This is a genomic window from Mesorhizobium sp. URHB0026 (assembly GCF_054059755.1).
This window is the reverse complement of the sequence record NZ_JBSSCN010000002.1, coordinates 71,686-98,106: the sequence shown is the minus strand read 5'-3', so window position 1 is coordinate 98,106 and position 26,421 is coordinate 71,686. Positions and strand designations below refer to the sequence as shown.

At 62.2% G+C, this 26,421-nt stretch carries 25 protein-coding genes and 4 pseudogenes; 11 read left to right on the top strand and 18 right to left on the bottom strand.

From position 1 onward, the window contains the following. Positions 1-16 precede the first annotated feature (16 nt). From ACVWWD_RS29070 to ACVWWD_RS29050, 5 genes are all read right to left on the bottom strand, one after another. The gene (locus ACVWWD_RS29070; RefSeq protein WP_023784972.1) at positions 17-1,384 is read right to left on the bottom strand and encodes an NAD(P)/FAD-dependent oxidoreductase; all 1,368 of its coding nucleotides are present in this window, start codon (positions 1,382-1,384) and stop codon (positions 17-19) included. Further along, entirely contained in the window at positions 1,381-1,683 is a 303-nt protein-coding gene (locus ACVWWD_RS29065; protein WP_352566706.1) for a (2Fe-2S)-binding protein, read from the bottom strand. The genes ACVWWD_RS29070 and ACVWWD_RS29065 overlap by 4 nt, the downstream gene beginning before the upstream one ends. Next, complete coding sequence (locus tag ACVWWD_RS29060) at positions 1,680-3,665, bottom strand: hydantoinase B/oxoprolinase family protein (protein WP_352566704.1); 1,986 nt, start codon at positions 3,663-3,665, stop codon at positions 1,680-1,682. Before ACVWWD_RS29060 ends, ACVWWD_RS29065 begins: the two co-directional genes overlap by 4 nt. 5 nt (positions 3,666-3,670) lie before the next feature. Next, positions 3,671-5,749 carry a hydantoinase/oxoprolinase family protein gene (locus ACVWWD_RS29055; protein ID WP_457103668.1) on the bottom strand — a complete coding sequence of 693 codons (2,079 nt, stop codon included), beginning with the start codon at positions 5,747-5,749 and terminating at the stop codon, positions 3,671-3,673. 89 nt (positions 5,750-5,838) lie between these two features. Then, complete coding sequence (locus ACVWWD_RS29050) at positions 5,839-6,744, bottom strand: LysR family transcriptional regulator (RefSeq protein WP_023775117.1); 906 nt, start codon at positions 6,742-6,744, stop codon at positions 5,839-5,841. Between the two features lie 96 nt (positions 6,745-6,840). Here ACVWWD_RS29050 and ACVWWD_RS29045 point away from each other — a divergent pair. Beyond that, positions 6,841-7,831, top strand: a pseudogene (locus tag ACVWWD_RS29045) (NAD(P)/FAD-dependent oxidoreductase); the annotation flags it as partial. 634 nt (positions 7,832-8,465) lie between these two features. Here the strand turns inward: ACVWWD_RS29045 and ACVWWD_RS29040 are convergent. Then, positions 8,466-8,816 (bottom strand): RidA family protein, encoded by a 351-nt coding sequence (locus ACVWWD_RS29040; RefSeq protein WP_352550176.1) that lies wholly within the window; start codon positions 8,814-8,816, stop codon positions 8,466-8,468. 158 nt (positions 8,817-8,974) lie between these two features. On the opposite strand from ACVWWD_RS29040, the gene ACVWWD_RS29035 reads away from it, so the two are divergent. Further along, positions 8,975-9,178: a flavoprotein gene (locus tag ACVWWD_RS29035; protein ID WP_023775113.1), complete on the top strand. Its 204-nt coding sequence runs from the start codon at positions 8,975-8,977 to the stop codon at positions 9,176-9,178. A gap of 94 nt (positions 9,179-9,272) precedes the next feature. On the opposite strand, the gene ACVWWD_RS29030 is transcribed toward ACVWWD_RS29035, so the two are convergent. The 5 genes and pseudogenes from ACVWWD_RS29030 to ACVWWD_RS29010 form a co-directional block, all read right to left on the bottom strand. After that, entirely contained in the window at positions 9,273-9,431 is a 159-nt protein-coding gene (locus ACVWWD_RS29030; protein WP_352732360.1) for a hypothetical protein, read from the bottom strand. Positions 9,432-9,829: 398 nt separating this feature from the next. Then, the gene (locus ACVWWD_RS29025; protein ID WP_023775110.1) at positions 9,830-10,294 is read right to left on the bottom strand and encodes a recombinase family protein; all 465 of its coding nucleotides are present in this window, start codon (positions 10,292-10,294) and stop codon (positions 9,830-9,832) included. Between the two features lie 9 nt (positions 10,295-10,303). After that, positions 10,304-12,025, bottom strand: a complete 1,722-nt coding sequence (locus tag ACVWWD_RS29020) for a SulP family inorganic anion transporter (RefSeq protein WP_051407787.1) — start codon at positions 12,023-12,025, stop codon at positions 10,304-10,306. A gap of 74 nt (positions 12,026-12,099) precedes the next feature. Then, a pseudogene (locus ACVWWD_RS29015) lies at positions 12,100-12,370 on the bottom strand (helix-turn-helix domain-containing protein). A 382-nt stretch (positions 12,371-12,752) separates the two neighbouring features. Beyond that, entirely contained in the window at positions 12,753-13,610 is an 858-nt protein-coding gene (locus tag ACVWWD_RS29010; RefSeq protein ID WP_352732357.1) for a spermidine synthase, read from the bottom strand. Positions 13,611-13,736: 126 nt separating this feature from the next. On the opposite strand from ACVWWD_RS29010, the gene ACVWWD_RS29005 reads away from it, so the two are divergent. From ACVWWD_RS29005 to ACVWWD_RS28980, 6 genes and pseudogenes are all read left to right on the top strand, one after another. After that, positions 13,737-14,048, top strand: coding sequence for a helix-turn-helix domain-containing protein (locus ACVWWD_RS29005; protein ID WP_023775106.1), 312 nt, complete (start codon positions 13,737-13,739; stop codon positions 14,046-14,048). Between the two features lie 18 nt (positions 14,049-14,066). Continuing rightward, a pseudogene (locus tag ACVWWD_RS29000) lies at positions 14,067-14,366 on the top strand (DUF983 domain-containing protein); the annotation flags it as partial. Between the two features lie 82 nt (positions 14,367-14,448). Beyond that, on the top strand, positions 14,449-14,595 hold the full coding sequence (locus ACVWWD_RS28995; protein ID WP_245276267.1) for a hypothetical protein: 147 nt from the start codon (positions 14,449-14,451) through the stop codon (positions 14,593-14,595). Further along, positions 14,582-14,746 carry a DUF983 domain-containing protein gene (locus ACVWWD_RS28990; RefSeq protein ID WP_352566735.1) on the top strand — a complete coding sequence of 55 codons (165 nt, stop codon included), beginning with the start codon at positions 14,582-14,584 and terminating at the stop codon, positions 14,744-14,746. The genes ACVWWD_RS28995 and ACVWWD_RS28990 overlap by 14 nt, the downstream gene beginning before the upstream one ends. Next, on the top strand, positions 14,715-14,969 hold the full coding sequence (locus ACVWWD_RS28985; protein ID WP_352566690.1) for a DUF983 domain-containing protein: 255 nt from the start codon (positions 14,715-14,717) through the stop codon (positions 14,967-14,969). The genes ACVWWD_RS28990 and ACVWWD_RS28985 overlap by 32 nt, the downstream gene beginning before the upstream one ends. A 4-nt stretch (positions 14,970-14,973) precedes the next feature. Then, the gene (locus ACVWWD_RS28980; protein ID WP_352732354.1) at positions 14,974-15,714 is read left to right on the top strand and encodes an arginyltransferase; all 741 of its coding nucleotides are present in this window, start codon (positions 14,974-14,976) and stop codon (positions 15,712-15,714) included. 206 nt (positions 15,715-15,920) lie between these two features. On the opposite strand, the gene ACVWWD_RS28975 is transcribed toward ACVWWD_RS28980, so the two are convergent. Both ACVWWD_RS28975 and ACVWWD_RS28970 read right to left on the bottom strand, forming a co-directional pair. Then, positions 15,921-18,158: a relaxase/mobilization nuclease domain-containing protein gene (locus ACVWWD_RS28975; RefSeq protein ID WP_352732351.1), complete on the bottom strand. Its 2,238-nt coding sequence runs from the start codon at positions 18,156-18,158 to the stop codon at positions 15,921-15,923. Next, positions 18,155-18,562: a hypothetical protein gene (locus ACVWWD_RS28970; protein WP_352566686.1), complete on the bottom strand. Its 408-nt coding sequence runs from the start codon at positions 18,560-18,562 to the stop codon at positions 18,155-18,157. Before ACVWWD_RS28970 ends, ACVWWD_RS28975 begins: the two co-directional genes overlap by 4 nt. A 729-nt stretch (positions 18,563-19,291) precedes the next feature. Here ACVWWD_RS28970 and ACVWWD_RS28965 point away from each other — a divergent pair. Beyond that, positions 19,292-19,543: a type II toxin-antitoxin system VapB family antitoxin gene (locus ACVWWD_RS28965; RefSeq protein WP_023796387.1), complete on the top strand. Its 252-nt coding sequence runs from the start codon at positions 19,292-19,294 to the stop codon at positions 19,541-19,543. Continuing rightward, complete coding sequence (locus ACVWWD_RS28960) at positions 19,543-19,947, top strand: type II toxin-antitoxin system VapC family toxin (RefSeq protein ID WP_352566684.1); 405 nt, start codon at positions 19,543-19,545, stop codon at positions 19,945-19,947. The genes ACVWWD_RS28965 and ACVWWD_RS28960 overlap by 1 nt, the downstream gene beginning before the upstream one ends. Positions 19,948-20,580: 633 nt before the next feature. Here the strand turns inward: ACVWWD_RS28960 and ACVWWD_RS28955 are convergent. Next, a pseudogene (locus ACVWWD_RS28955) lies at positions 20,581-21,306 on the bottom strand (hypothetical protein); the annotation flags it as partial. Positions 21,307-21,671: 365 nt separating this feature from the next. On the opposite strand from ACVWWD_RS28955, the gene ACVWWD_RS28950 reads away from it, so the two are divergent. Then, positions 21,672-21,914 carry a DUF982 domain-containing protein gene (locus ACVWWD_RS28950; RefSeq protein ID WP_023796093.1) on the top strand — a complete coding sequence of 81 codons (243 nt, stop codon included), beginning with the start codon at positions 21,672-21,674 and terminating at the stop codon, positions 21,912-21,914. Here ACVWWD_RS28950 and ACVWWD_RS28945 read toward each other — a convergent pair. The 4 genes from ACVWWD_RS28945 to repA form a co-directional block, all read right to left on the bottom strand. After that, on the bottom strand, positions 21,808-22,377 hold the full coding sequence (locus ACVWWD_RS28945; RefSeq protein ID WP_352566733.1) for a hypothetical protein: 570 nt from the start codon (positions 22,375-22,377) through the stop codon (positions 21,808-21,810). The two genes, ACVWWD_RS28950 and ACVWWD_RS28945, sit on opposite strands and share 107 nt — an antisense overlap. Next, positions 22,374-23,579, bottom strand: coding sequence for a plasmid replication protein RepC (repC, locus tag ACVWWD_RS28940; RefSeq protein WP_352550168.1), 1,206 nt, complete (start codon positions 23,577-23,579; stop codon positions 22,374-22,376). Before repC ends, ACVWWD_RS28945 begins: the two co-directional genes overlap by 4 nt. A gap of 162 nt (positions 23,580-23,741) precedes the next feature. After that, positions 23,742-24,743 carry a plasmid partitioning protein RepB gene (gene repB / locus ACVWWD_RS28935; protein ID WP_031248569.1) on the bottom strand — a complete coding sequence of 334 codons (1,002 nt, stop codon included), beginning with the start codon at positions 24,741-24,743 and terminating at the stop codon, positions 23,742-23,744. Then, entirely contained in the window at positions 24,743-25,936 is a 1,194-nt protein-coding gene (gene repA, locus ACVWWD_RS28930) for a plasmid partitioning protein RepA (RefSeq protein ID WP_023774958.1), read from the bottom strand. The genes repB and repA overlap by 1 nt, the downstream gene beginning before the upstream one ends. Positions 25,937-26,421 lie beyond the last annotated feature (485 nt).

The following is a 26,421-nucleotide window of genomic DNA, read 5'->3' as shown; positions in this document are numbered from 1 at the left end:
GGCTTTCGCAAGCGCATCAGCCCTCACGAAGAAAGGCGCCGACAGGAGCCGGCCGGACAGGAGCCTGTCCGCGAAACCGGCCGACAGCATCGGGCGCGCAGCCGGACTGCGCCGCGACGAGTTCGACGGCGGCCAACTGACAATAGCGTCCCTGGCATCGCCCCATGCCGACGCGTGAGAGCGATTTCACTCTATTGGCCTCGCCGCCGCCGAAACCCGCGCCCTCGCGTAAGGCTCCGGCATTCACGTTTTCGCAACGGCAGACGATCGCCTCGTCTAGGAGCGCCCGCACCATCGCGGCGGGCCAGGGAAAGGCGCAAGCCAGACCACTGGCAAAGCGCTCGAGCCGCGCGAGTTTGCGCAGATCGGCGCTGGCGGAAGGCGCCGGACGTCCGAGATCGGCAAGGCATGCCGCCACCGCAAGACGCCCAGCGATCTCCGCGCCGTCCGCTCCCAGAAGACGAACCCCGTCGCCTGCAAGATAGACGCCGTTGCCGGCACGACCCATCCGGTCGGTCTTTGGCAGCCATTGCCGCCACTGCTCGTCATAGGTGAAGTCGCATCCCGCGAGGTCGGCCAGATGGGTCTCCGCCCGCAGGTGCCAGCCCATGCCGATCATGTCGCATGCAGTGAGACGCTGCCTTCCGCCGGCGTCGCGCCAGCGCATCGCTGTGACACCCGTCCCGTCGGCCTCGATCCGCTCGAGCGCAACGCCCGTATGGTAGCGGCCGCCGAGCCTCGCCCGCAGGGCCAGACCGCGCAGCGCGACAACCGGCCGGGCGGCCAGTCCCCAAAACCCCCGCGTCTGCTGATGCCAGGGAGAGGTGTCCAGCACCGCTGCCACATCCGCTCCGGCCTTGACGAGCTGCGCGCCGACCAGCGTCAGCAGAGGCCCCGATCCGATCAGGACGATGCGCCGGCCAAGCGCCACGCCCTGCGCCTTGAGCGCGATCTGCGCCGCGCCAAGGCTGTAGACGCCGGCACTCTGCCAGCCGGGGACTGGAGCGACGCGGTCGGACGCGCCGGTGGCAATGATCAGGCGGTCATAGGAGATCACCTGCACGCCGACCTCCCCCATCACGTGCAGCCGACCCTTCTGCACAGCGATGACCGAGCTCGCCGCGCAATGGGTGAGTCGTCCCTCCTTGGCCAGCCGGTCGAAGAGCGTATGCAGCGCGCGCGCCTTCGCAGCCTCCGACCCGTAGAGTTGCTCCGCTGTGCGGGTAAAACCGGCAGGCGGCCGCCTATAGATCTGGCCACCAGCGCGCTGCCCTTCGTCGATCACCACCGGGTGGAGCCCTGCCTCAACCAGCGTAGCCGCCGCCCTTATGCCGGCGGGACCGGCGCCCACGATCACGATCCGCGGCGGCAAGGTCTCGCTCACGGCCAGCTCTCCGGCTCTGTCGTGCGCAACCGCATGCCTTCGCTGACAAATGCCGAGCACGCCCGCACACGCGGCCCCTCGTCCTGCCATACCCAGCAATCCTGGCAGGCTCCCATCAGGCAGAACCCGGCCCGCGGCTCGGGTCCGAACTCGGACTTTCGCAAGGCGTGCCCTGATGCCAGCATGGCGGTCAGAACGGTGTCCCCCACAAGTGCGTCGCGCATCTCACCGTCGAGAAAGAAATGCAGCTGCGCGCGGTCGCGCTCTGCCAGGCGGACGATACGGCCGGCGGTGATCATTCCGCGGCCTCTTGCACCGGAAGAGGACGGGGCAGTTCGGGGAACCGTTCGCAGACTGCATCGAACGCCGCCTGGACGCCTTCAGGCCCGGAGCGCCCCTTCATGCGACGGAAGATCTCCGTCTTGGCGAAGAACCGCCAATGGATCGGCAAGTCCCTTAATATGGCGGTGAGCCGGTCATAGGCCGCCGGAGTCCACTGCGCTTCGTAGCCTTCCCGCTCCGGGCCGAAATCAAAATGGCCGGCGGACGGCTTGTGCCCCGCGCGCAGCCTCGCGGTTGCCTGCTCGTCGACCTCGCCATCGCGAATGACGACGCTATAGTCGCGCTCGGCAACAATAGGTGAGACATAGCCGCGCCGTACATCCTGCGCGACCCGCCAGGGCTCGCGTTGATGCGGATCGCCGCGCCCGCCACCTCCGGCGGAGCGGATATCGAGCACGTCGCCAGGCTGCAGCACCGCCGTGTCGATGTTGCCCAGCCGCCGATCGTGCCCGGTCCCCGGATTGACGACCATGTCCGACAGGCCGGCCGCCTTGCCGCCCAGCACGCCCCAGGGACGAAAGAAGCTGCGGTCGCGGTTGCGCGCCGTAATTCTGGAATCGGGGGCAAAGACGCGGAACGCCATCTCGGTCGCCAGCCCGCCGCGCCAGCGACCCGCCCCGCCGCTGTCCCTGGCGAGCCCGTATTTCACGAATTCGACCGGGGTCTCGGTCTCGGTGATCTCGATCGGCGTGTTCTTGAGATAGGCAGCATCGGCGCCCGATCCGTTGGTCCCGTCGCGATGCGGCATCGCGCCGCCGCCGCCTACTACGGGGTTCACCGCCGCGATGACGGTCCGGCTGGTGCGCTCGTCCGTGGTCATGACATTGACGATGCAGTTGTTGCCGGCAGGAGCCGCGGGCAGGCGCTCCGGCACGGCTTGCGAGAAGGCGCCGAAGATGACCGACCGCAACCGGGCGCAGGTGAGCGAGCGCATGCCCACGGCAGCGGGGAATACCGGGTTCAGCACCGAACCCGTGGGTGCGATGCAGGTAAACGGCCGGGTGAGGCCCGTATTGAGCAGGATCTTCGGATTGAGCGTGTAGAGCACGTAGTAGACGCCGACCAGTAGCATGGTGTGTCGCGGGTCGCCGCCTGATGGCACGTTGAGTGAGGAGCCGAGCTGCGGATCGGAGCCGGTGAAATCGAGCACTGCCTCGTCGCCCTTGATCGTCAGCGTCAGCTTCAGCCGGCAGGGATTGGCCTCGACCGAATCCTCGTCGGCATAGTCTGCGAATTCCCATATGCCGTCGGGCATGGAGTGCAGCACGTCGCGCGCCTGCGCTTCGGCATGGTCAAGAAGAGCTGAAACGCCTTCGATGAAGCCGGCCTTGCCGAACTTCCTCACCATTGCCTGCATCTTGCGCTCGCCGGTGTTGAGCGCGCCGACCAGCGCCTTGATGTCGCCGATGTTGAGGTCGGGCTTGCGCACATTGGTGCTCATGATCCGCAGGATCATCTCGTCGAAGACACCCTCGTTCACCAGCTTCATGGGCGGAAAGCGGATGCCTTCCTGATGGATTTCGGTCAGCGCTCGGCTGAGCGAAGCCGGCACCGCCCCGCCCATGTCGGTGTTGTGGATATGCCCGCCGGTCCAGGCGACGATCTCGTCGTCGACGAAGACCGGCTTCCACAAATGCGTGTCGGGCGCGTGCGTAGCGACGTAGCCGGAATAGGGATCGTTGGTGAACGCCACATCTCCCGGCCGGTAGTCGTCGACCATAGCGATCGCGCGGTGATAGGACAGCCCCGGATACCAGGTGGCGCCGAGTTCCATCGGCACGGCGAAGGTCCCCCCTGAACGGTCCATCAGCATCACGGTAAAGTCCTGCGTCTCCTTGACGAAGGCGGAGTGCGCGGTGCGGTGCAGCGTGTGGGCCATGTTCTCGGCCGCCGCGCGGGCATGGTTAGCCAGAACCTGAAGGTTTGTGCGGTCAAACAAAGGCATCACTCCGGGAAGGTGAGCAGAAGGTTGAGATGGCGGTCGACGCTTGCCTGCGCGCCCGCGGGAATAGCGAACGTGGTGTCTTCCTGAACGACTACGGCAGGCCCGCTGAACGTGCTGACCGGGGCGAGGCTCTGCCGGTCGTACAGGTCGATGGTCTCGACGCTTACGCCTGTGTAGACCGGGATCCGGCGCGTCGGAATGGCCGGGGCGTCGATCACGTCGACCTTCGGGAAAGAGAGTTTCGGCCCCGCGCCTACGGCGGAGAGCCGGACATTCACAAGTTCGATCTCGCCGTCCGGATCGTGAAAATCGTAGAGCCGCTCATGGGTGCGGTGGAAGGCCTGCGCGATGGCTGCTGTGTTACCGTCCGCCAGCCATTCCGGCGACAACACAACCTCGATTTCATAGCTCTGGCCGATGTAGCGCATGTCGCAGGAGAGATTGAGTTGCGCGGACGCGTCGTGCCCCTGCGCTGCGAGCCAATCGCTGCCCTCTTGCGCGAGGGTCTCGAACGCCTCGCGGATTGTGGGGAGCGATGTGCCCGACAGCGGGCTGAAGATGGTGCGAATGAAATCACCGCGCAGGTCCGCCACCAGCCCGCCCAGCGCCGACACCACGCCGGGGCGGCGGGGCGCCATGACGCGCTTCATGCCGAGTTCGCGGGCAAGAAAGGCGCCGAGCATCGGACCGCCGCCGCCGAAGGGCATCAGCGTGAAATCGCGCAAATCGATGCCGGCGCGCGAGGCGAGTTTCTCGACCTCGACGAACATTTCCGACACCGCTATGTCGAGGATCGCCTGCGCTGTCTGCTCGACCGGACGGCCAAGCCGGGCAGCGAGGTTTCCGATCGCCCGCTGCGCCAGTCCGGTATCGATGCTGAGCTGGCCATAGGCCATTTCGCTGTGACCGAGCCATCCGCACACCACCATGGCGTCGGTCACCGTCGCCCGCTCGCCACCCCGGCCGTAGCACGCCGGTCCTGGCGTCGAACCGGCCGACTCGGGCCCCACCCGCAGCACACCCTGCGCGTCGACACTGGCGATCGAACCGCCGCCGACGCCGATCGAGCTCACCGAAACGGAGGGGATATGGAGCGGAAATTCGCCGATCAGCTCACCGGTGCCGAACTTCGGCTCGCCGTCGATGATGAGCGCGAAGTCGGCCGAGGTACCGCCGATGTCGAGGGTAAGGATCCTGTCTTCGCCTGCCTGACGGGCCAGCCACGAGGCGCCGATGACGCCGGAGGCCGTTCCCGAAAGCAGCATGTTGACGCAGGCGTGCTTGCCTTCCGCAGCTTTCATCAGCCCGCCGTTCGATTTCGTCAGCATGGGGCGGGCCGGCACGCCTCGGTCCTTCAGCCGCTCTTCCAGTGCCGTCAGATAGCCAGAGACACGCGGATGGACATAGCCGTTGAGAATGGCGGTGGAGCTGCGCTCGTATTCGCGAATGACCGGCCACACCTCGGCCGAGCAAAAGACAAAGAGTTCGGGCGCAAGACGCGCTATCGCCGCCTTCACGGATGCTTCCTGCGCGGCGTTGCGCCAGGAATGGAGGAAGGAGACGATGATCCCCTGCGCCCCATTGGCCTTTGCCGCCGCCACCGCCCTCTCCACCGCCGCCATGTCGGGCGCCAAGGATTCGCTGCCATCGGCACGCATGCGGACCGGAATGCCGAAAACCATGTCGCGCGAGATCAGCGGGTCCGGCCGCGAGCAGAACAGCGAATACATGTCCGGCATTCGCAGCCTTGCGAGTTCGATCACATCCTCGAAGCCGGCATTGGTAAACAGCGCGAGCGGCGCGCCCTTGCGTTGGATGATCGTGTTGATGCCGACGGTCGTGCCGTGCACGAAACGCGTCATATGGGTAGGGTCAAAGCCTTCGCGTTCGGCCAGCAGGGTGAGACCGGTCATCAGTTCCGCGCCCGGATCTTCTGGCGTCGTCAGCACCTTTAGCGATGCGAGGCGGCCGGAATTTGCTTCGAGCGCACAGAAATCGATGAATGTTCCGCCAATATCGACGCCGACCTTCCAGTCGGCTCCGTTCTGCGCTGCATCCGCCGCGATGACACCGTCCATGATGCGTCCCTTCCTGTCTGCCAGGCAAAACTGGCACGACCGGATGGTGCGGGTCCAAGACGCATGATGGGCAAGGATATAAGTCCTGCTTATGCTTTCGCGCGATGCTCATTCAGGACGGCGGCAGAGGCAGCGCGGATCTCATCGCGCATCATCTCATCGGCCAGTGAAAGGGCCCGCGTCCGGGAGGTGAGAAGCGCGATCGGAAATTCCGGTCCTGCCGTCAGCGGCCTGACCGCAAGCCCGGCAAATTGGTGCCACGGCAGCAGCGCGTCGACCAAGGCGATGCCCAGACCGGCCTGGACGAAACCGACCGCGGAGATGGATACGTCGATTTCGAGCGACGGCGAAAGCGTCACACCTTGCGCGCGGGCAGCGTGGGCCAGTTCGTCGGCGGGGCGGGTGTTGCCGCGATACGATATCAACTCCTCCCCGACGAGGTCGGCGAGCCTCAGCTCGGCCTTCTTTTGCAGCGCGTGTCTGGCGGGCAGCAGGCACGCGAAGCCGACGCTGCCGATCACCTCCGCCTCGATATCCGGAGGAAGCCGGTCGTCCATGGCCACGCCCAGGCTGGCGTCGCCCGCACGCAGCATGTCGACGATGGCAGCGATCGGCGCGCTATGAGCACGCAACATCATGTTGGGATGCTGGGCCCGGAATTTTGTGAACGCACGCGGCAAGATAGCCATGGCCGGCGGCGGTGAAGCGGCGACCCGTACCAGACCGGTTCGACCCAGACGCAGGTCGGTGGTCTTGCGGCGCAAGCCTTCAAGCCCCGCCGACAACCTCTCGGCATCAGGGAATATCTCGAGCGCCTCCGGGGTCGGTCGCAACCGGCCCTTCACCCGCTCGAACAGGGTGAAGCCGAGTTCGTCCTCGGCGTGCAGCAGGATCTGGCTCAAAGCAGGCTGGGAGATGTTCAGCATCCGCGCCGCGGCGGTCACGGTGCCCGCGCGCATGACGGCGATGAACACTTCGAGCTGCCGGGCCCGCATTGCCACTCCATAGGTAAAGCTTATGGCTTCTGTCCAAACCCATCTTTGACGCAAGTCCGCGGTGCGGACAAGATTGGCTCATTGCATGAGGGCGCCATGGATGTGATCGTGCTGGGCGGCGGACTGATGGGAACGGCTTCGGCCTATTTCCTGGCGCGGCGCGGCGCGCGCGTGATGCTAATCGAGCGCAACCGGATCGGCACGGGAGCAACGGTTGCCTCCTTCGGCAACATCCGGCGCACGGGGCGTCACCTGTCCCAGCTTCCGCTGGCCCATCGCTCGCTCAGGCTGTGGGGCGAGGCCGAAAAAATGCTTGGCCGCGACGTGGAATTCCGCGCTACAGGCCATGTCCGGCTGATCTTCGAGGAAGATAGCCTCGCCGACATGCGGGCCTACGCCAAGGCGGCGCTGCCCTGGGGGCTTGAGCTGGAGGAGCTCAGCCCGCGCGAGATTCGCGCCCGTTTTCCCGGTCTCGGTCCTGATGCTGTTGCGGCGTCGTTCTCGCCGCATGATGGCAGCGGCAATCCGCGGCTGATCGCGCCGGCTTTTGCCGAGGCGGCCCGCAAACTGGGGGCGCAAATCATCGAGGAAGCCGAGGTCGAGAACATCACCTATACGGGCACCGGTTTCCTTGTCGCCAGTTCGAAGGGTGCATTCGCCGCCGACTGCTTGCTCAACACCGCCGGAGCCTGGGGCGCGCGCATTGCCGAGCAGTTCGGCGAAGCGGTCCCGCTCGACGCCTACGGCCCCCAGATGGGCGTGACCGAGCCGCTGCCGCATCGGATTCTGCCCGTGGTCGGCATCTGGACGCGCGACAAGCACCATGGCGCCTATCTGCGCCAGGTCGAGCGGGGCAACATCTGTTTTCGGCGGCGCCGCCGAGAGGGTATCGGTGGACCTGGACCCGGGCCATGCCGCCGCCGGCCCGATGCGACTGCCGTCGCAATTGCGCGCCGTCGCGCGGCTGTTGCCGGCAATCGCGCGGGTCGCCGTCATTCGCACATGGTCGGGCTGCGAGGGCTATTTGCGGGATATGCTGCCGGTCATGGGACACTCGGCGACGACGCCAGGCCTGTTCCACGCCTTCGGCTTCAGCGGACACGGCTTCCAGCTTGGTCCTGGCGTGGGCGACGCCATGGCCGAACTCATCACGACCGACCGTTGCGAAACGCCGCTCGACGACTTCAGGATCGACCGCTTCAGCCGCGCTGCTGCCTGATGGTTCCAGAGGCGAAACTGGGTCGAAACGGTTGTAACGCGCAACGGGAGAAGTTCGTTCGAACTGATCTGCTCTGTGGCTTTCTTGCGGCCGGACTGATCGTCGCCGCGCCGTCATCCAGGAATGACTTCATCAGCCGTTGAACTTGCCGAGCAGCAATGCGCAAAACGCTTGCGGCGGCAAAAGTTGCTTGCTGCCCTTGAGATGGTTCTCAAAGCTGAGGATCATGACGACAAGCTACTGGACGCTTGCTGCATCTCAAGAAACCATGAAGTCGCCGGAATGTTCGCGTGATACTCGAGGCTTATCTTGCGCCACCGCCGGTGGCCCCCAGAGAGACCTTGATTTCGGGAAGTCGGAGCTAGTTGTCGCCAAGCTCTGTTTCGAACGAGGATCAACCGATGACCGGTTTCGGGATCAGTGCTTTGGCGCCGTGAACGGATAAGATCATGCGCAAAGCCGACGTTGATCGGACTCGCTGGCCTAGAGTAGCGCGCAGAAGTTAAATCGCTGCTGTGAACTGAATTTCGATGCGGATCTCTGGCAGCGCGAAGCTCGCGCCGACTGTCGCGCGCGCCGGTGGTGCGGCGCCGTCGAGCCAACCGACCCAAGCCTTGTTCATCGCGTCGAAGTCCTCGACGTCGCGCAACCAAATCTGTGCGAACAGCAGCTTCGACCTGTCCGCGCCAACGCTCTCCAGAAGGGTATCCGCCTTTGCCAATATTTGCTGCGTCTGGCCGCAGGTACCAGCTTTCTTGTCATCGGCCGTAAGCCCCGAAAGATAGACCGTGCCGTTGTGAACGACGATCCGGCTAAGCCGCTCGTTCTTGTCAAATCGTTCGATTTTCGTCATGGCGCAGGATCCCAGATGCATTGGTCAAAAGCAGGCTGCCGGACGTATTCCGGAGCCAAGGAAGCTCAAACGTGTGCAACCGCGGAGCGCTGAGCGCCGGCTTGAAAGAAGCGTTGCGGGCGAACATCTCCATCTCATCATGGATCTTGCCGCGCAGAATGCCCAAACGGCTGATAGTCGGTGTCACCGGTGCATCCGGCTCCGTGCTCGCGCTGGAGACCATTCGTCAACTGGTCAGAGCCGGGGTGGAGACGCATCTCGTCGTTTCCAAGGGCGCGCGATTGACCGTCGCGCATGAGCTCGGCGTCGACGGCCTTGCCCAACTGACGTCTGTCGCCAACCACTTCCTATGCTTTGCCTGATCTGGTCGATTAATTCAGCCTAGCAATCAACGACGATCGCCGACAGCGCATTTCTCACCCACCCGACGAGCATGAAGCGATGTTATGGTCGGCGTCAAATGAGCCCAATGTCCCATTGCTTGACCTCCGTGCGGCAGGAGAGCGCAAACAGGACGGCTGACGTTGCGGACACACCCATGGTCGCGGCGAGAGCAACGCCGGCGCCGACCATCAGCACGCCAGACACCAAGGCCCTGACCAGGATTCTGCGCAACGGCATTCCTTCAGGATAGGCGGAGCCTATCTATCGCGCCAAGGGCAGTCCAGGTTCATGGGTGAGCGGTCTAGCATTGCGGCTGCACTACACAGCGCCCGCAGCGCTTGCACCTGTGGTAAAGCCACGGCATGCACACATAAAAGAAGTCACGAAAGGCAAGTCGCATGTGCGCGCTCCGCCCTGAAGATTTGAAGATGCTTGGCGAGGTCGTCGACGCCTACTGCCGCGGCACAACCTAACCACCAAACTGGACCGCGAGCACATCGCCCTGACCGGAAGCTGCGGCATCCTATTTCAACTGCAACCACGAATAAGCAGCTGCGCGGCAAAGGCTTTCGGCCCGAGACTATCCAGCAGCATGCCTGTGGTGACGTCGAGCTCGGCCGCAACAGCCGTCAGGGGCATCGCCTGTGAGGCGAGCATGGCCCGCGCGGCCTGAATCTCATGCTCATCCAGCGCGCCTTGCGGCGGGCCGCGCCGCCGCGGGGGAACCGCTCAAACGCCGCGAACACTTCAAAGACCTGGTTTGAAGGTCCTTGCACGGTGTCAATGCCGTCCGCCAGCGAGACAAACCCCGCCTCGAGGATCCGCAGCGACGCGAGTGCGGCGCAGGCCTTGCCAGCGGTGTGGGTCAGCCGCGTCAGATCATCAACCACCAGCACGTCCTGCGCCTTGAGGCTGCCAAGCAGACGAGCCAGCCGCGGCTGGCGCTGCTGATGGACCGGCGACATGCCGCACATTCGCGGACGACGCGCAATCCGCTCGAGATAGACGCGGTCACAACCGGCCTTGAGCAGGCGGGCAGTTTGCGCCGCGCCGTCTTCTTCCGAAGGCTTGAGGAGCGCATACCCCAGCCGCATTCCGAAGGCCTACGCGCCCAGCAACAGCTTCCGAAGCTGCTGCTGGGCTTCGGCAACCGACGACGCGAACTGGACTTGCGGCGACAGCACCCCGCGCAGCGCCAGAGCCTGCTTAACCCCCGGAGACGCGCCGGCGATGAAATAGCGCAGGCCGGCCTTCACGGTCTTGCGCACCGAGGTTTCCACAATGGTCGCCGCCGTGGAATCGAGAAACGGCACGGCTGCGAAGTCGAGGATGATGTTCTTGCGCTCGAGGGCGAGCTGGTCGAGCACAGTACCAACGGCTGACGCTGCCCCGAAGAAGAACGCCCCGGTAATGCGATACACGGCCGTGTGCGGGTCAGTCGCGGCGCTTGGGTCATAGGGCGGGCGCACATCGGCGTCGTCGGCCTGGTCCTCCGGCACCAGGACCGCGCCGTGCTGCTCGATGCCGGTGGCCTGCGACATACGGTGGATGAACAGCAATGCACCCATGGCGAATCCCACCACAATCGCTTCGGAGAGGCTGCGAAACACGGTCAGGCCGAAGGTGGTGAGCAGCACCAGCGCGTCGCCCCACGACGTGCGGATAAGTGTCGCAAACTCGTGCTTCTCCGCCATGCCCCAGGCGACTACGGCGAGCACCCCGGCGAGGCAGGCCAGCGGGATGTAACTGGCAAGTGGCGCCGCGACTAGCATGAACAGCAGCACGAAGGCCGAGTGGAACGCACCAGCCAGTGGGCTGCGGGCGCCGGCGCGGACGTTTGTTGCGGTTCGCGCCACGGTGCCGGTGACACAGATGCCGCCAAACAGCGCCGAGGCGATGTTGGCGCACCCCTGCCCCACCAGTTCCATGTTCGAGCGGTGTCGGCGGCCGGTCATGCCGTCCGCCACCATGGCGGAGAGCAGCGATTCAATCGCGCCGAGCAGCGTAAACGACAGCGCGTCCGGCAGGACCGCCTGCATTTTCGCGAGGGACAGCGGCGGCAGCGCCGGCAGTGGTAGCGAGCTGGGAATTCCGCCGAAGCGCGTGCCGATGGTTTCCACCGGCAGCTTGAGGACATAGACCAGCAGGGAGCCCGCGACCACTGCGACGAGGATGGCTGGCCATGTCGGCCTGACCTTTCTCACGCCGACGATGAGGGCGATGGTCAGGACGGCAACGCCGACGGCGGCAGGATTGATGGTCGCGATGGAGCCGGCCAGGACCTGGATCTTGGAGACAAAATCGGCAGGCTCTTTCACCGCGAGGGTCAGGCCAAGCAGGTCGTGCAATTGACCGGCAAACAGGATCACGGCGATGCCGGAGATGAACCCGACCGTGACCGGATAGGGAATGAACTTGATGTAGCTGCCCAGCCTCAGGAAACCGAGGAGCATGAGCATGACGCCGGCCATGATAGTGGCCAGCAGCAGGCCGTCGAAGCCGTGATTGGCGATGGTGGTGGCGACAACCACCGTAAAGGCGGCGGCAGGCCCGCCGATCTGGAACCTGCTCCCGCCGAGCAGGGACACCAGGCAGCCGCCTACGACGGCCGTAAACAGGCCGCGCTCGGGCGTGGTGCCCGACGCAATGGCAATCGCCATCGACAGCGGCAGGGCGACGATGGCGACGGTCAGGCCCGCAATCAGATCCGCGCGCAGGTTCGCCCACCCGTAGCCTTCGCGAAGCACGGTAATTGTCTTGGGCGTGAACAGCTCGACGAAGCTTGGGCGGGCGGCAGGCCTCACGGCCGAGACTGAATTATCCACAAAGTGAGCCTTCCTTAGTTGAAAGGCGGCGGGATCGTCGGCGTCAACGTCGGCGGTCGCGTCGCGACGGGCGGTTAATGTGCTTTCCCCAGCAGAACGTCAGGGTGGCGGAGGCGAACCCCGCGCCCGCCCCGGTCGCTGCGCTCATGGTCGCTAATTACGTCGACGCCGGCGCTATTGAGCGCCTGCACAACCTTGGTCAACGAGTCGACCGCCACGGACGTTGCCGTCGCTGGCTTCCATCCGCTGGATGGTGGCGATCGACACGCCGGACAGTTCGGCCAGTTTGACTTGGTCGATGCCGAGCATGGCGCGTGCGGCACGCATTTGAGCCGAGGTGATCAAGGGTAGGTGCGCTCCTTACGCGACGGGGTAAGCAATATCGAAGCGATGTAGTAATGTGTCATACCTCAGTCAAGAAATAAGGAACAGCACTTCTAAGGCGTCACGGCGGTATCTGCACATATGCCCGGCGCCTGTGCGGAACTGTCGCGCACGGATGGCACAAAGGGACCGATCACTAGCCCCGGAGATCGGCTGGCCGCTCTGGATTGATTACTTTCACTGTTGCGCCAAACCGAGCGGTGCTTTCGTCAAGCTCCAGCTTTTCGGCATCCGCAGCCGGCCGAAAGGGAATGTCACCCCGTGATTTCCGCGCATTGTGGGGGGCGGGTTTAAGCCGGTTGCCCTGGTCTGGATGTGGGCGCTCATGCCATCTGAGGCTTAGTCAGCCATTCTCATTCTCCAGTGTTGGGCCGCGCGTGTTCAACGCGCGGTCCTGTTGTGCGGCCTGGCGCGATGGGAGCCAGCCTCTGAACGAAAGCCTGATGAGATCCCATTCAATGTCGTCGGCGCCCACCGCAGGTGACATCAGAAGCCGCGGCGGGGCGAGATCGCGCACGTGTCCCGCGATCACAATCGCGTTGCGGTTGGGCACGCCACGACTGTCGAGTATCAGCACGTTGCTCCACACCGCGTTGAGCCTCGCCGCGATGTGGTCGGGCATGGGGTCCAGGTCGTGCAGCGCATGCACGTTGGCGATCAAGCAACCCGAAGCATTTTTCAGCCGGCGGTGCGCGAGCCTGAAGAACGGCTCGGACTGCAGGTTGTCGGGTATCCGGGCGCCGGCGTAAGCGTCCATGACGATGGCGTCATAGCGCTTGGTCTCGGCGCGCAAGAAGTCTTCCCCATCGGCGACGCGACAAGCGACATGCCAGGGAAGGCCAAAATGGCGCCGTGCGACCTGGAAGGCTTTCGGATCGATATCGACGACGGTGACACGCACCCCGACTTGGTCGAGCATAGTAGCCAGGCTGCCGCCACCACCCCCAATCATCAGCACCTCGCGCGACTGCTTTTGGATCAGCAGCCCGAAAATGGCGTGCACATATGGCACGACGCTGACGCCGCTGTGGTCGCACTCACTTTGAAAGCAACCGCCCTGCCGGTAGATAAAGGAGCCCGTATCGCGGGCCTGTAGAACCTCGATGTGACCGAACTCCGAATGGTATTTGGCGATCCTGATCATGATCCTGCCGGAATGCCGGACCGAGTCCGGCAGATGCGAGCCGCGGGTGCGGCGCACGCAATCCTTAGCAGCTGGCCCTCATAATCAATGTTCAGGACATCACTTATTGACGGTAGAACCCTTTAGTATATATTGTAACGTTTAGATCTGATGTCTGACACACCAGTGCGCGAGTTTCCTCACATGATCACGGCTCCCCAACTGCGTGCCGCCAGGGCGCTCCTCGGCATCGACCAGCGCACGCTCGCCGACCTCTCCGGCCTGTCCGTGCCGACAATTCAGCGTATGGAGGCCAGTGAGGCCATGATCAGAGGCAACGTTGATTCGCTTATGAAGCTGATCGGCGCCCTGGAATTCGCCGGCGTTGAACTGATCAGCGACAGCGTGCCAAGCCAGGCCGGCGGGCGTGGCGTAAGATTGAAGGCTGATTTCGATCCGTCCAAGCTCTCGGCTCTGGGTCCAAAAGCCAAAGGCATACTGTCGGCGGTGTCGTGACGCGGCCTTCGCGCATCCATGGCGGCCGGCGCGCCGCCCACAGCACCATTCAAGTGCGGCCTCCGTGCCCCTTCACATGCGCGACACGGGACCTGCGGGGGCACCATGGACGAACTCACGCCTGATCCCTTGGACACGTTCTGGTCGCCGACTGCTGGGGTTCATCTGGCGCAAGACCGGCCCACGCTTGCCATGGCTGACCTGCGCGGGATGCTCGGGCGGTGTCCCCGATGCGGACAAGGCAAGCTGTTCAGGTCCTACCTGAAGCAGGTTGACCGCTGTCGCGTGTGTAGCGAGGCCTACGGCCACATCCGATCGGATGACGCGGCGTCCCTGGCTCACGATCCTGGTGGTCGGCCATCTGGTTGTGCCTCTCGCCCTAGCGGTCGAAACCAACGTGATGACGGTATGGCCCATGCTGGCACTTGGCGCCGCGCTGGTAGTTGTGCCACGCGCCAAGGGCCTGCTGCTGAGCGTGATCTTAGTGACACGGGCACCCGGATCGGAACGCGAAGGTGAGCTGGAGGCGGAACATGACGGAGCTTGAAGGCGCGCAAAGCAAGCGCCCGACCTTGCAGGTCGCCCTCACCAGAGGACTCAACGGACGCTGCCCGAACTGCGGCCGCAGCCACCTGTTCCGGGCTTACCTAAAACAGGTTGAAACCTGTGCCAGCTGCGGCGAACGTTACGGCGGATGATGCCGCGCCGTGGTTCACGATCCTGCTCGCCAGCGTCGCCGCGGCGCCCCTATATTTCGTTTTCCAGAGACTGCTCGACTCGCACTTCATCCTGGCGATGATCCTGCTCGTGATGATGGTCGTTGCGCTGATCCTGGTCCTGTTGCCCCGGGTCAAGGGTGTGCTGCTCAGTGCGTTCTGGCTCTCGCGGCAGGCGAGTGACAGCGAGCGCGCGGGCGAATGACGCCATGACCCACCAGCCGCCATCTTCGCCGCAGTTTTTTCTCACGGCGCCGACGTCCTGCCCGTACCTGGACAGCCACGTCGAGCGGAAAGTGTTCGTGCATCTGTCGGATGGCAAGGCTGTCGCCTTGAACGACCAGCTCTCGGAGCGCGGGTTCAGGCGTTCCCAGAACATTGCCTACCGGCCAGCGTGCGATGGCTGCCGGGCATGTGTGTCCGTCCGGATCGTGGTCAAGGACTTTGTGCGGACGCGCTCCCTGCAGAAAGTCTGGTTGCGCCATGCGGACCTGCGCCACTCCCGCCACCGGGCCGAGGCCTCGCGGGAGCAATTCGCCCTGTTCCTGCGCTACATCGAGGCACGGCACAGCACAGGCGGCATGGCGGACATGGACGCGCTCGACTACGCGCGAATGATCGAAGACACGCACGTCAACACCAAGCTCGTCGAATACCGGCGACCTGGTGGTGCAGGCGTTGCCGCCGGCAGTTCGGGCGTCCTGGTCGCGGCAGCGCTCACCGACGTGCTGGCCGACGGCTTGTCGATGGTCTACTCCTTCTACGGTCCTTCCGACCAAGGGGGATCCCTCGGCACATTCATGATCCTTGAGCACATCGAACGGGCACGGGCGCTGGGGCTGCCGTACCTGTATCTCGGCTACTGGATCAGGGGTTCGCGCAAAATGCAGTACAAGACCCGGTTCATGCCGCAGGAGCATCTCGGACCCTCCGGCTGGAAGCGATATTGAGTAACAAAGGAATGTCCGCAAAACGCCCGTTTTTCGGCCAGTCGGGCCGAGGTGCTCATGAGTGACAGAAATCGAAGCCGCAAATGTCCGGAAATCATGTGCGGATCTCTGTTGTCCGAATAACCAGGCCAGCCTGCCGCCTGAACGCACAGACTCCCCCCATATTTCTGTCATCGAGCCGAAACCGTTCTTGGCATTGTAATTGTTCAGCGCTCGTAGTCGTTATCATTTGAGCGCTGGGTCTTGCGGTCCTGTTCTTCAGCCTGCTGAGCCTTCTGCTTGTTGAGGTCCTTCTGCTTGGCTCTCACCTTCTCCTGCTCGGTGCCTGTGCGCGGCTCAACCGGCTCGCGGGGATTGTCCCGAGTTGGAACGTCTCGTGCTCGCGCCTCGCGCTCGTGGATCGGCTCGCCACCGCCACCACCACGACGCTGCTGTTGCCGCTCGAATTGCAGCCGCGCCAGACGGTCGTGCATCTTGTCGTTCACCTCTTCACGATATTGTTCGAACTGTCCTTGATGCGCCGGCGGCAGCGTCTCGCGCATATTGTCGAGAGCCTGATTGACGCGGGCCATCTGACGCCGCATTTCCAAGGGGGTTTGCGCCATGTTCAAATCTCCTATCAGTGCATTCAATTCTCTCATACCAGGATGGGACAGGAAAGACTTCTGCCCCGATTGATCAGCTCCGCGAGCCGCGGCAAGACCTGGCTGCCCCTCCCCGGTTCGATCGTGCCGGAATCGCAGAAAATTGCTGCCGATCGACTCCGCTGCCGCGAGAGCGTGACCGACTACGCCCGCGGTCCGCATCGTCGTCACAGTCTTTTGCCATGCGGCAGCGATTGCATCGCCGTTCACGACAAGGGATTGCCCATCGATACGGCGTTGCCGCTTGGCCTCCACTCGCTCGATCGCCCTGGCGCTGACCTGGTAGCGCGGATCGCTCTGTGCGCGGCTGTAGGCTCCGGCATGCTCCTTCGTGAATGGCCGCGTCATCGCATGATCCATGCGCCGTGTCGCCACCATCGCAATGCCGTTCTCGCGTGCTTTTTCCGCAAAGGTCTCGCGCCAGGCTGCGAGATCCGGCTTGTAGAATTTCAGGCGCTCGCCATCGGCTGACCGTGCCTGCACCATTGCGTGGATATGGACGTGCTTGGTGTCGTTGTGATGCGCCAGGACGAACTTGTATCCTGGCGCGCGCTCCTCGAGCACGGCGCGCGCCGCGGCCATGACGGCGTTCGCATCGGTGCCGGCCCTTGCCGAGAAAAGCAGGTGATAGGCATTGCGGCGCTCACGCCCCGAAAACTGCGGGCGCCATTGTTCGTAGACTGAAGTCGCAGCCTTCGTGGAGTTCTTCACCCCAGGCACGGGCTCGCCATTTGCGGGACGGACGTGATTGTGGGTGCGGATGAACTTCTGCAGGAAATATTTTGCTTTGGGTTCACGGCTCACAGCCGCCGTTACCTCTGCCCTGGCGACCACCCCCGCCGCGCCCATAGCTTCAGACAACCGCGCCTCGATCTTGTCGAGCGCCTTGCTGCGCGAATTCTCCCGACCGCCGGCGAGCACCTTGGCGAGCGGTCCAGCCCGCTCATCGGTGTGCGCGTAAACCTCCACCGTCTGTCCGTCCTGCGCATAGATGAACGGTTTTGCACCGAACGCCTTGTTCAGCGCCTCGCTCACGGCGGCATCGGTGACCTCGCTGGCGAGCTCGAAACGAACCTCCAGAAAATTGGTATTTTCCAGGGGCGGTTCGAACGTCTCGCAAAACGTCTCCAGGAACGCCTTTCTTGCGCCGCCTGTCGCAAGCATCTGCCCATCCTCGTCGAAAATCTCGATGTCGTGTTTCTCGCCTTTTTCGTCCTCGCGCTTCCCGATGTAATTGAGCAGCCGCGCGGCGGCTTCCCTGGTCGACGGAGGATTGGGCATGACCTTGAACACGGCAGGCTGCGCGCCCGCCGCATAGCCTGCCCGTGCCGCCACGGCCCGCGCCTGATAGCCCGCCCGCGCCTCTCGCCCTGTAGCGCTCGCGCGACCCGCACCACGGCCACCGCCGCCGCGCCGCTTCCAGTCTTCCTCCTCCTCTTCCGGCCGGAAACCGGCGAGCGTGGCACCATAGACCATGATCGGCGCGCTAGGGGCTCTGGGCGAACTCGCAGCCATGGCGGACTTCGGTGCCCTGCTGGACATGGCGCTCCCCGCGACTCCTGTCCCTCCCGGCGACGAACGAGCGGCATTCCTGCCGCCACCTACGGTCGAGCCGGCTTGTCCTTGCCCGAGGCGTACGCCGCCACCGGTCAGCTCATAACTCTTCATCGCCTGAAATTCGCTGGCCGCGCGTCCGGAGCCCGTCACTGACTTGTCGTCGTCCAGCTCCTCACGCTTCACGGACTCGCCCCGCAGATAGCGTTCGATTTCGGCCGCGTAGCCAGCAAGACGACCGCTCATCGCCTGGCTTCCCTCGCCTTGCGAGACCCGACGGTCATCGTTTTCAGTTCATCGCGAAACTGCCGCACGAGGTCTCCCACGGCGATCAGCGCCTGCTCAAGATCCTCATCATGGGCAACACGGCCGTCGTTCATGGCGCGCACGGCTTGATTGAAATTGACACCGACGCGCCGCAGTTGATCGGTCATGTCCACGATGGCCGGCCGCAACGCCTCCGACGCAATAGGCAGATGCCCGGCCTCTGCCCGCACAAGACGCCGCACGACCTCGCTGACGGTCACGCCGTCCCGCTCCGCAATGGCTTTGAGGCTGGCCAGCTCGTCAGCCGAAAACCGGATGTGCGTCACCTCGCCATAGCGTCGTGACGCGCTGTTGACCGCTGCTTTCTGGGCGTCTGCATCCATCTCTCAAGCCCGCTTGCGGGCGCTAAGGCCCACCAGGGCCGCGCCGCCTATTTTGTGTGTATCACAAAATAGGCTATCCTGCCACAAGGACGTTTTCTCACCGGCGCAGCGGCAGCAGCGCGGGCGAAATGTTCCCATCGTGATTTGATGCGATGTGTCAATGATGCGTTGAGGACTTGTTTCCATGTTAACATGGAAACATCGGCACTATGCGCGGCAGGAAAAGCTTGGTACGCGTTTTCTCTGCTTTCTCACCGGCGCATCGTCAGCAGCAGCAGCAGCAGCCAGCGCGGGCGAGACATTTCCATCGTGACTTGATGCGATGTGTCTATGATGGGTTGGCGACTTGTTTCCACGTTAACATGGAAACAACGGCACTATGCGCGGCAGGAAAAGCTTAGTCGGAAAATGGGTGGTCGATGGGCCACCGGACCCCCTTCTTGCTGAAGACAGCAGCTGCGCAAAAACGGCCCCAAGCTGCGCGCCTGGCTCGCCTGCACGCCGCCGCGCGACCTGCACAAGCTCGACGCCGTGCTGCGCATCAAGGGTCCCAACGACATGGACCTGCGCCTGATCAGCGACGCCGACCTGCCGCATCAGGGAGGCTGATCGACACGGTCGATAGCCGTTCAGCCCTTCTCGTCGTTTCTGACACGTGTCGTCTCTGACACATTGGCGTGCGGCCCACATGGGTGTATAGTGAGCCATACGATTGGAGACACACAACCCATGACGCTGAGCATTCGCAACCCGGAAGCAGATGCGCTCGCTCGCAAGCTCGCGCGGATCGATCGCACGACCATTTCCGACGCTGTCGTCTCGGCACTTCGCGAGGCTGTCAACGCGCGCGTCCGCAGGGAGACGCCCTCCGAGACGGCGCGCCGTATCCTGGCAAAAAGAGGGCTGGCCTTCCCGAAAACCAGGAAGCCCGTCCCCGACAGCGCCTATCACGATCTCGACCATGATCTCGGCAAAGCCTGATGTTTGTCGATGCATGCGCCATCATCTCGATGTTCGCACAGGAGGACACCGCGACAGCGTATGAGCATGCACTCGAGGCGGCGGCGACACCATGGACGTCAGCGCTCGCCGCCTGGGAGGCGATCATTATCCTGTCGCGGCCAGACCAGCTTGATTGCCGCTATTCGCAAGCGCACGATGCTGTTGTCGAATGGCTCGAGGCCCGAAACATAGAGTTGCGAGAGACCACATCTGCCCGCGATGTCCTGACCAACGCGGTGGCCGTCGCGCAAGAACATGGCATCGGCAAACGGTCGCTCAGTAATTTCGACTGTTTCCACTATGCCTACGCCAAGGTTGGGGACGTTCCGCTGCTTTCGCTGGACCGCAAACTGCGCGAAACCTATGTCAAAACCTTGCCGTGAGGACTTGAAAAGCTGTTCCAGTAGAATGGCCCTGTTCCAATCGCCTATCAAGCGACAGTCAAGCGAAGAAGGGACAACCATGCATCAGGTTTCCTTTCCCGGCCACGCCGGCCAGCCATGTATCGGCCACTACGCCATTGCGATCGACCGTTCGGGCACGTTTGCCCGTGCCGACATCGTCCTCGTCAGCCGGCATGGGCATGAGGCGTCGTTGCTCAATGGCAATATCGGTCGAGATAAAGTCCTCAACCGCATTCTCATCAATGACCTGAACGGCGTCCGGCTCGACTGGATCAGGCTGTTCGTGCTGACCGAAAGAAACGCGGGCAACCCGGCAGGGCGACCTGATTCTACGGCATCGAAATCAAGGACATCGTGCTCGACATCGATGATTACATCGCAAAAGGCAACCGATGCACCGTCAGGCGGGGCAACCTCATCTCGAGGCTCTTTACCGGCGTCTCACGGGAAGTGTCCTAATGGCGCCGCCATGTCGTCGGCGGCTGCGCCCGCTTCTCGACGTCGCTCCAAAACGCGTGGCAGCTCGACAAGACCGAAATCGAAAGCCTCAGCGCCAGGATCGGTCTTTTTCAAGCGGAACCAGAACCCGCACCGTCCAACACCAGCACTCGCCCGGAAATAAAGATCCGGTTCCCCATTTGGCAGCCGCCCGGCCTGGATCGGGTTCAGGTCGTCGACGAGGAACACAAAGACATCGCGATCTGACGCGTAGAGCGTCGTGGTGTCGCGGGAGACGTCGACGTGCGGATTGTAGATACCTGTCGACCAGTCGAGCACACCAGGCACCTTCCAGCGGGTGTCGCCGGTACCGTTGCGGGCGATCTTTTGCACGGCGTCCGCCAGCTCCGAGTCAAATATTCTGCCGTAATCAGGGCCTGTTACTGCTCGCAACTCGAGGCGTCCGTTCTCGATTTCCAGCGTCTTCACCTGCTCGGCGCGGTGGTTGAGGAGACCGTGCTGAAGGTTGATCGCCCCGAGCGGGGCTGGAAGCTGCCGCAGATAGGTGGCCGGTGCGCCGACCAAACTGGCGAGTTGGCCAAAACTCCAATGCGTGGGGGCAACAGGGGCAGGCGCATCGGGCAGCATTAACCTCAGGCGCTCCGGATCGTCGCGGCTGGCCTCGACGCGGATCAGCTCACTTTCGACGATGCGGGTCTTGCTGCGCTCCGACCGGCTCTTCACCGCATTTCCAAGGTCGTTGAGCGACAGGTATCGCTCATCCGCCGGCCGGTTGAACCATTCTGACGACACGCGGCCAATACGCTGGCCGCAGCTGACGTCGACCTTGTAACCGGCACGCTCGTTGCGCTTGGGCGCAAGAATTTCCATCTGGGTCATGGGTGTTGCTCCTTGGCGGGCGCCGGGAGACTCTCTCCCGGACCTTTACCCGCCACCACAACCCGCCCGCCTCTCCCTCTCCTGCACCAGCGCGCCCTACCAGGTCGCCATTGCAGCCGCTTCAAGGCTGGCACCAAAGAAGAAAGGCTCGGGCCTCGGGAAAGCCCGAGCCTGGGACCAAGCGCCGTTCACCTTCCGGCCGCGACAGAATTCCGCGGTGCTTAATTGGACAACGATACCGTCCGGAACTTGTCTTGAGATTGGCAATTGCCAGTTCTGTTCTGGCCCTAGCCAGAAATGTATAAATTGACCCCACGTCATGATACGCGAAGAATTTATCGAGGTCGGGATTGAGAGTGAATTGGATGTCGAGCAGGTTCGTCCGGCCCGTGGTGGTGCAAGTTGGCCGGCATGACCGTGAGCGCATTGTATTCGATGTGAACGACGCAGCGACGATCCTGCTGCGGAGCTTCCCTCATCAGACGGAGAAGCGAAAACTGGCTATGGATGCATGTCTTCAGGTTCTGCGCGGTGAAGCTCGGACGCCGGTTGCGAGACGGGCCTTTGTTGCCGCGGCGTTGGAAGCGAACATCCTACGCAGCGACTGAGGTCCACGTTGATAATAGCCTCAAATGGCTTCGAAAATGACTGTGAACAGTAGAGTTTCACGCCAGGCACAGCGATGACCGGGATTGTTCTGCCGGCAGCAGAGCCGAGACCTGCCATCGCGGCAAACAACTCGACGTTCATCTGCTTAACGCGACATCGGTCAGGAAGACCGTAAGGAACGCGATCGGAGATGGGATATGTCTCGCGCGCAAGAAAAAGGCCGGACCAAAGGCCCGGCCAGGTATGAAGGTCAAAACCTCCAGAGGGGAACGCGCCAGACGAATGGGAGGAAACATCCGACGCGATGCGCATATGGGTCAGCAAAGGTGACACTTCAACGACATGCCGTAGGCCACCAGACTTGCTCTTTTGGTGCACTGAACCTTGCGTGCCTGATGGGATTGCTGAAACGCTTTGAGCTTTATGCGCAAAGGGACAAGCTGCGGGATGGGCGATCGTCATCCCGTCATCCTCGCCGTGGCGCCGTTCGCCTTGAGCGCCGCCATCAGCATCGGCCCGACCGAGAACTGCCCTGCCGTTGCCTTTTCGGTCAATACCCGCAAATAGCCGCCGGCCGAGTTGATGTGCTGTGCCCTTTGCAGAATGCAGGCAATCACGATCGCCGCGACCTCTTGGCCCATCACATGGCAAGCCTCCTCATACGCTGACGGCGAAACGCCCAGATATCCCCTCACCTGGGCGGCGGTTATCATGAGATCGCGCCAATTGCCGATCCCGTCGACAGCATAATCCGCAATTTCGGGGCAAGCCTTCAGCACCATCCCCAGCGGGTATGTTTTCGGCGCCTCTGCGGTCCTCGTCTTGGGCTCGGCCGTCGTCCCGCTTTTCTCCAAAGCAGGTTCAAATTCAAAAATAGAGTCGGTATTTGAATCAGATTGCTGCCGCTCGGTTTGAGAGTCATTGCCGCTCGGAGTCGTGGATTTCATATGAATTTCCAGCAGCTTATCCACTTCGTCACGCAACACGGCCAGGTCGGCAACGATAGGCTCGAGCTCGGCAATGCAAGCTCGGCGCGGAATTGCCTCCACAACGCGGCGGAAACGCTCCCACAGGCCTCCCCAGTCGCCTGGGACATCTTCGTCAAGGGCCGCCTCTATCAGCTTGTGGATGTCACGGCGGTGCAAGGTGATCCGCTCGCGCATAAGCCTGAGCGCCTTGTTGTCGGCACGAACTCGCTCGGCCGCCGCCTCGAACTCGTAAGCACGGGCCAGCAGCGGCGCCAGGGAGAAGCCGAATGCTTCCTCGATCTCCCCTCCCCTGCCCTTGCGGGCGTAACGCTTGCCGTTCGGGCTATCCCGACGGATGATCAGCCCGCAGTCAACAAGAGCCGCCAGGTGCCGCCGGAGCGTGGCATCAGGCATCCCGTGCGCCCTGAGCGACAGCTGTGCGTTCGAGGGAAAGACGATGAGGTCGTTTTCCTCACTCAATTCGCTGTCAGGATAGAATGACAGCAACGCATTCAGCACGGCCAAAGCGCGATCGCCGATGCCGACGATGCTCTTACCCTCGCACAGGTTGCGGTAAATCTGCCACTTGTCGAGGACCCTGCCCTTGGGGATTTCACGTGAATCGTTTTGCGCTGCCAGGATGGCAAGCGACATCGGCCGCCGCCCAAAGGGCGTCGTCGCAATACCCGTCTCCATTTTCTTTCACCCTCGATTAGGCAAAAGAAATCTGCTCGCCAAAACGACGCCAATGACTCTTGACAGTGATTCGTGAAGATGCGATTCTCAGTCAGCTACTACGGAGAAGGGCTTCCACGACGAAAGTCGCTTGGGGGCCTTTTTCTTTTGCGGTTCACTCTCCTATTGATGGTTTTGGGAGTTCCGGAAAGCCTCGTAGAGGTCATCCAGTCGCCCCGTAATGTATGCCGCGAAGCTCGGACCATCTTTTGCCTCGTAGGTCACAACCGCCTTCTTCGCCGTCGATTTCACGTTGACGCTAACTAATTTGTCCTTGGCCCCCCAGAGATTGGTCCTGGCCCCTTCCCTGGTAATTCGAGGAAGCGAGTTGAGGGCACTGACAGCTTGTTGAAAGCGTTGATCGCTCGAGTTGTCCGCGGACAACGATGTCAACACCGCCTGCAGTTCAACCTTCGCCTTTGGCAACTTCTCAGCGAATTCCATCCATCGACGGCGTCCGACCTCTGGTGCTGCTCCGATTGCCTCTATCAGTTCGATCGGTATCACGCGGACAACCGATAACATTTTGGATAGGGCAGCCTTGTCAATGTTTAGCGCCGCCATGATGACTTCGCGGGAGAATGACCGATCTTCCAGGCGGGCAGCGAATAATGCTCTTTCGATATATGATAGGTTGGTCCGCGCATTGTTTTCCTGCCCCTGACTGACAACCAATTGATCATCGGACAACTCACGGATAACGGCACGAACTTTGATGCCCAATTCTTTCACCGCCGCAAGCCTACGATGTCCGTATGCGACTTGATATCGGCCGTTTACCTGCGGATGAGGCCGAACAAGGATTGGCACTTGCTGCCCATGTTCGTTGATCTGGGCAACTAGGTCGGCCAGTTCGACCCGATCAATGCCAAGACGATCACTGACGAACGACCCGTCGACCAAGGCTGGGTCCAATTCGACAACTATCTTGCCTTCCGCGAGCTGCTTTTCGAGATCTTGCGCTCGTTCAAATTTCTGCGTGATGTTACCAAGGGTTCTGGTGATGCCTCCTATGGGAGCACTACGGATCGCCGGCGCTACAAAGCCAGCGATTGGTCTGATATCCGCCATAGGAGTTGGCACTTCATCTGCCGATGAAATCTCAATGAGATTCTTGCGGGCCACTATTTCCTCCCCCAAGTCGTCCTTAGCAGGCCTTCGATTTCCGAATTGACCGCATTTAGAGATTCCATCGCTCTGTCATATGTGCCGCGGGTGAACTGCTGTCGATCGACCTCGTACAATGTCTGCTTGGTGACCCCGGCATCCGAGATTGCCGTCGACTTCAGCATGTGATTGTGGAGCATTCGATTGCCAAAGATTGCCCGCATAAAGCCTGTCATCTGACTTTGGGGACCATCATTCGGCTCGTAGCGAGTAACAAGATAGCGCATCCAATCGTAGCTGGTACGTCCCCCTGCCCTTTCTACGACTGCCATCATCTCACTGGTCATCGCAAGGAATTGACTCATCGACATCACATCCAGCATTTGCGGATGCACGGTTATCAATGCCGACGTCGCCGCACACAACGCCGACATGGTCAAGAAACCGAGTTGTGGCGGGCAATCGATAATTACGACATCGTACAAGCTCTCGATGTCGGTCAACACTTCTCCAATGCGGGCAAAGAACATGGATTCCGCCGACCCAGTCGTAATCGCTCTCGGTGTCTCGTGTTCAAACTCCATGAGTTCCAGATTACCCGGCACGATATGTAGGTTCTGGGTGTAAGTGGCGCGCACAATCTCAGAGATAGATCGCGGCTCTTCATAGCGGATTGCCCCGTAAAGCGTTTCGCCTTCGCCGACATCGAGTTCGGGTTGATGTCCAAAGAGCGCTGACAGTGAAGCCTGTGGGTCGAGATCGATTGCCAGAACCCGATGGCCGCGCAAAGCGAGGAACTGGGCCAAGTGTGCGGAAGTCGTCGTCTTCGCCGAACCGCCCTTGAAATTCATTACGGCCACGACCTGTAGTTTCTCGCCAGGCCGACGGATCGGAACGTATTTCGGTGTTCCGTTTTTTTCGTCGAGTGACCGACGGATGTTTTCCATGTCCGCGGGAGAATAGACCCGGCGACCATTGGCCAATGGTTCCGGTCCATTTCCAGCCGAGGCTACCTGTCTTAGGTAGCCCTCGCCGATGCCGATATAGTATGCCGCCTCCGCAGGTGTGAAATGGCGGATCGTTTTTTGGGAAGCTGGGGGGAAGATCTTTTGTTGGTGTAGCTGAAGCTGCCGCGACAATTCGAGAGAATCCGCGGACAACATCGACGGCAGGTGTTCCTGCCCGCTGGCATGCGTAAGCGCCTGTAGCATTGCTCTCCTCGAACTACGCATTTGATGCGGATTTCAATCAAACTGCGCAATTACAGTATGGTCCGATTCGTAAACATTTTACAAACGCTTAACTATAAGTGGGATTTGAGGTCCGAGGTTGCGGTTGTCCGCGGACAACGCCTAGGCGGAAATCCGAATCCCGGCCGGCTCACGGCGATGGGTCGACAATCAAACCATAGCAGGGACGACAGTGAGCGCATAGGATGGCCTATTCGTGAGCCCGCAGTCTGCTGTCCGTGGATATCGGGTCGTGCGAAGGACTTGTGCACCTGGCGCAACGCCTCGCCTCTTGCCGGACCTAGACGCCTTTCGCGAGCCGAGGTTGGTTTCGCGCGTAAAGATCCCAATTAGCCGCCGTCTTGAGGAGTAGCGATGCAGCCTTACGGGAATAGCGATCCTAACCGAAAGCGTCACTGGTATCCGCATGCCTAAGGCCAGGCACACATTGGAGGCACAATTCGACA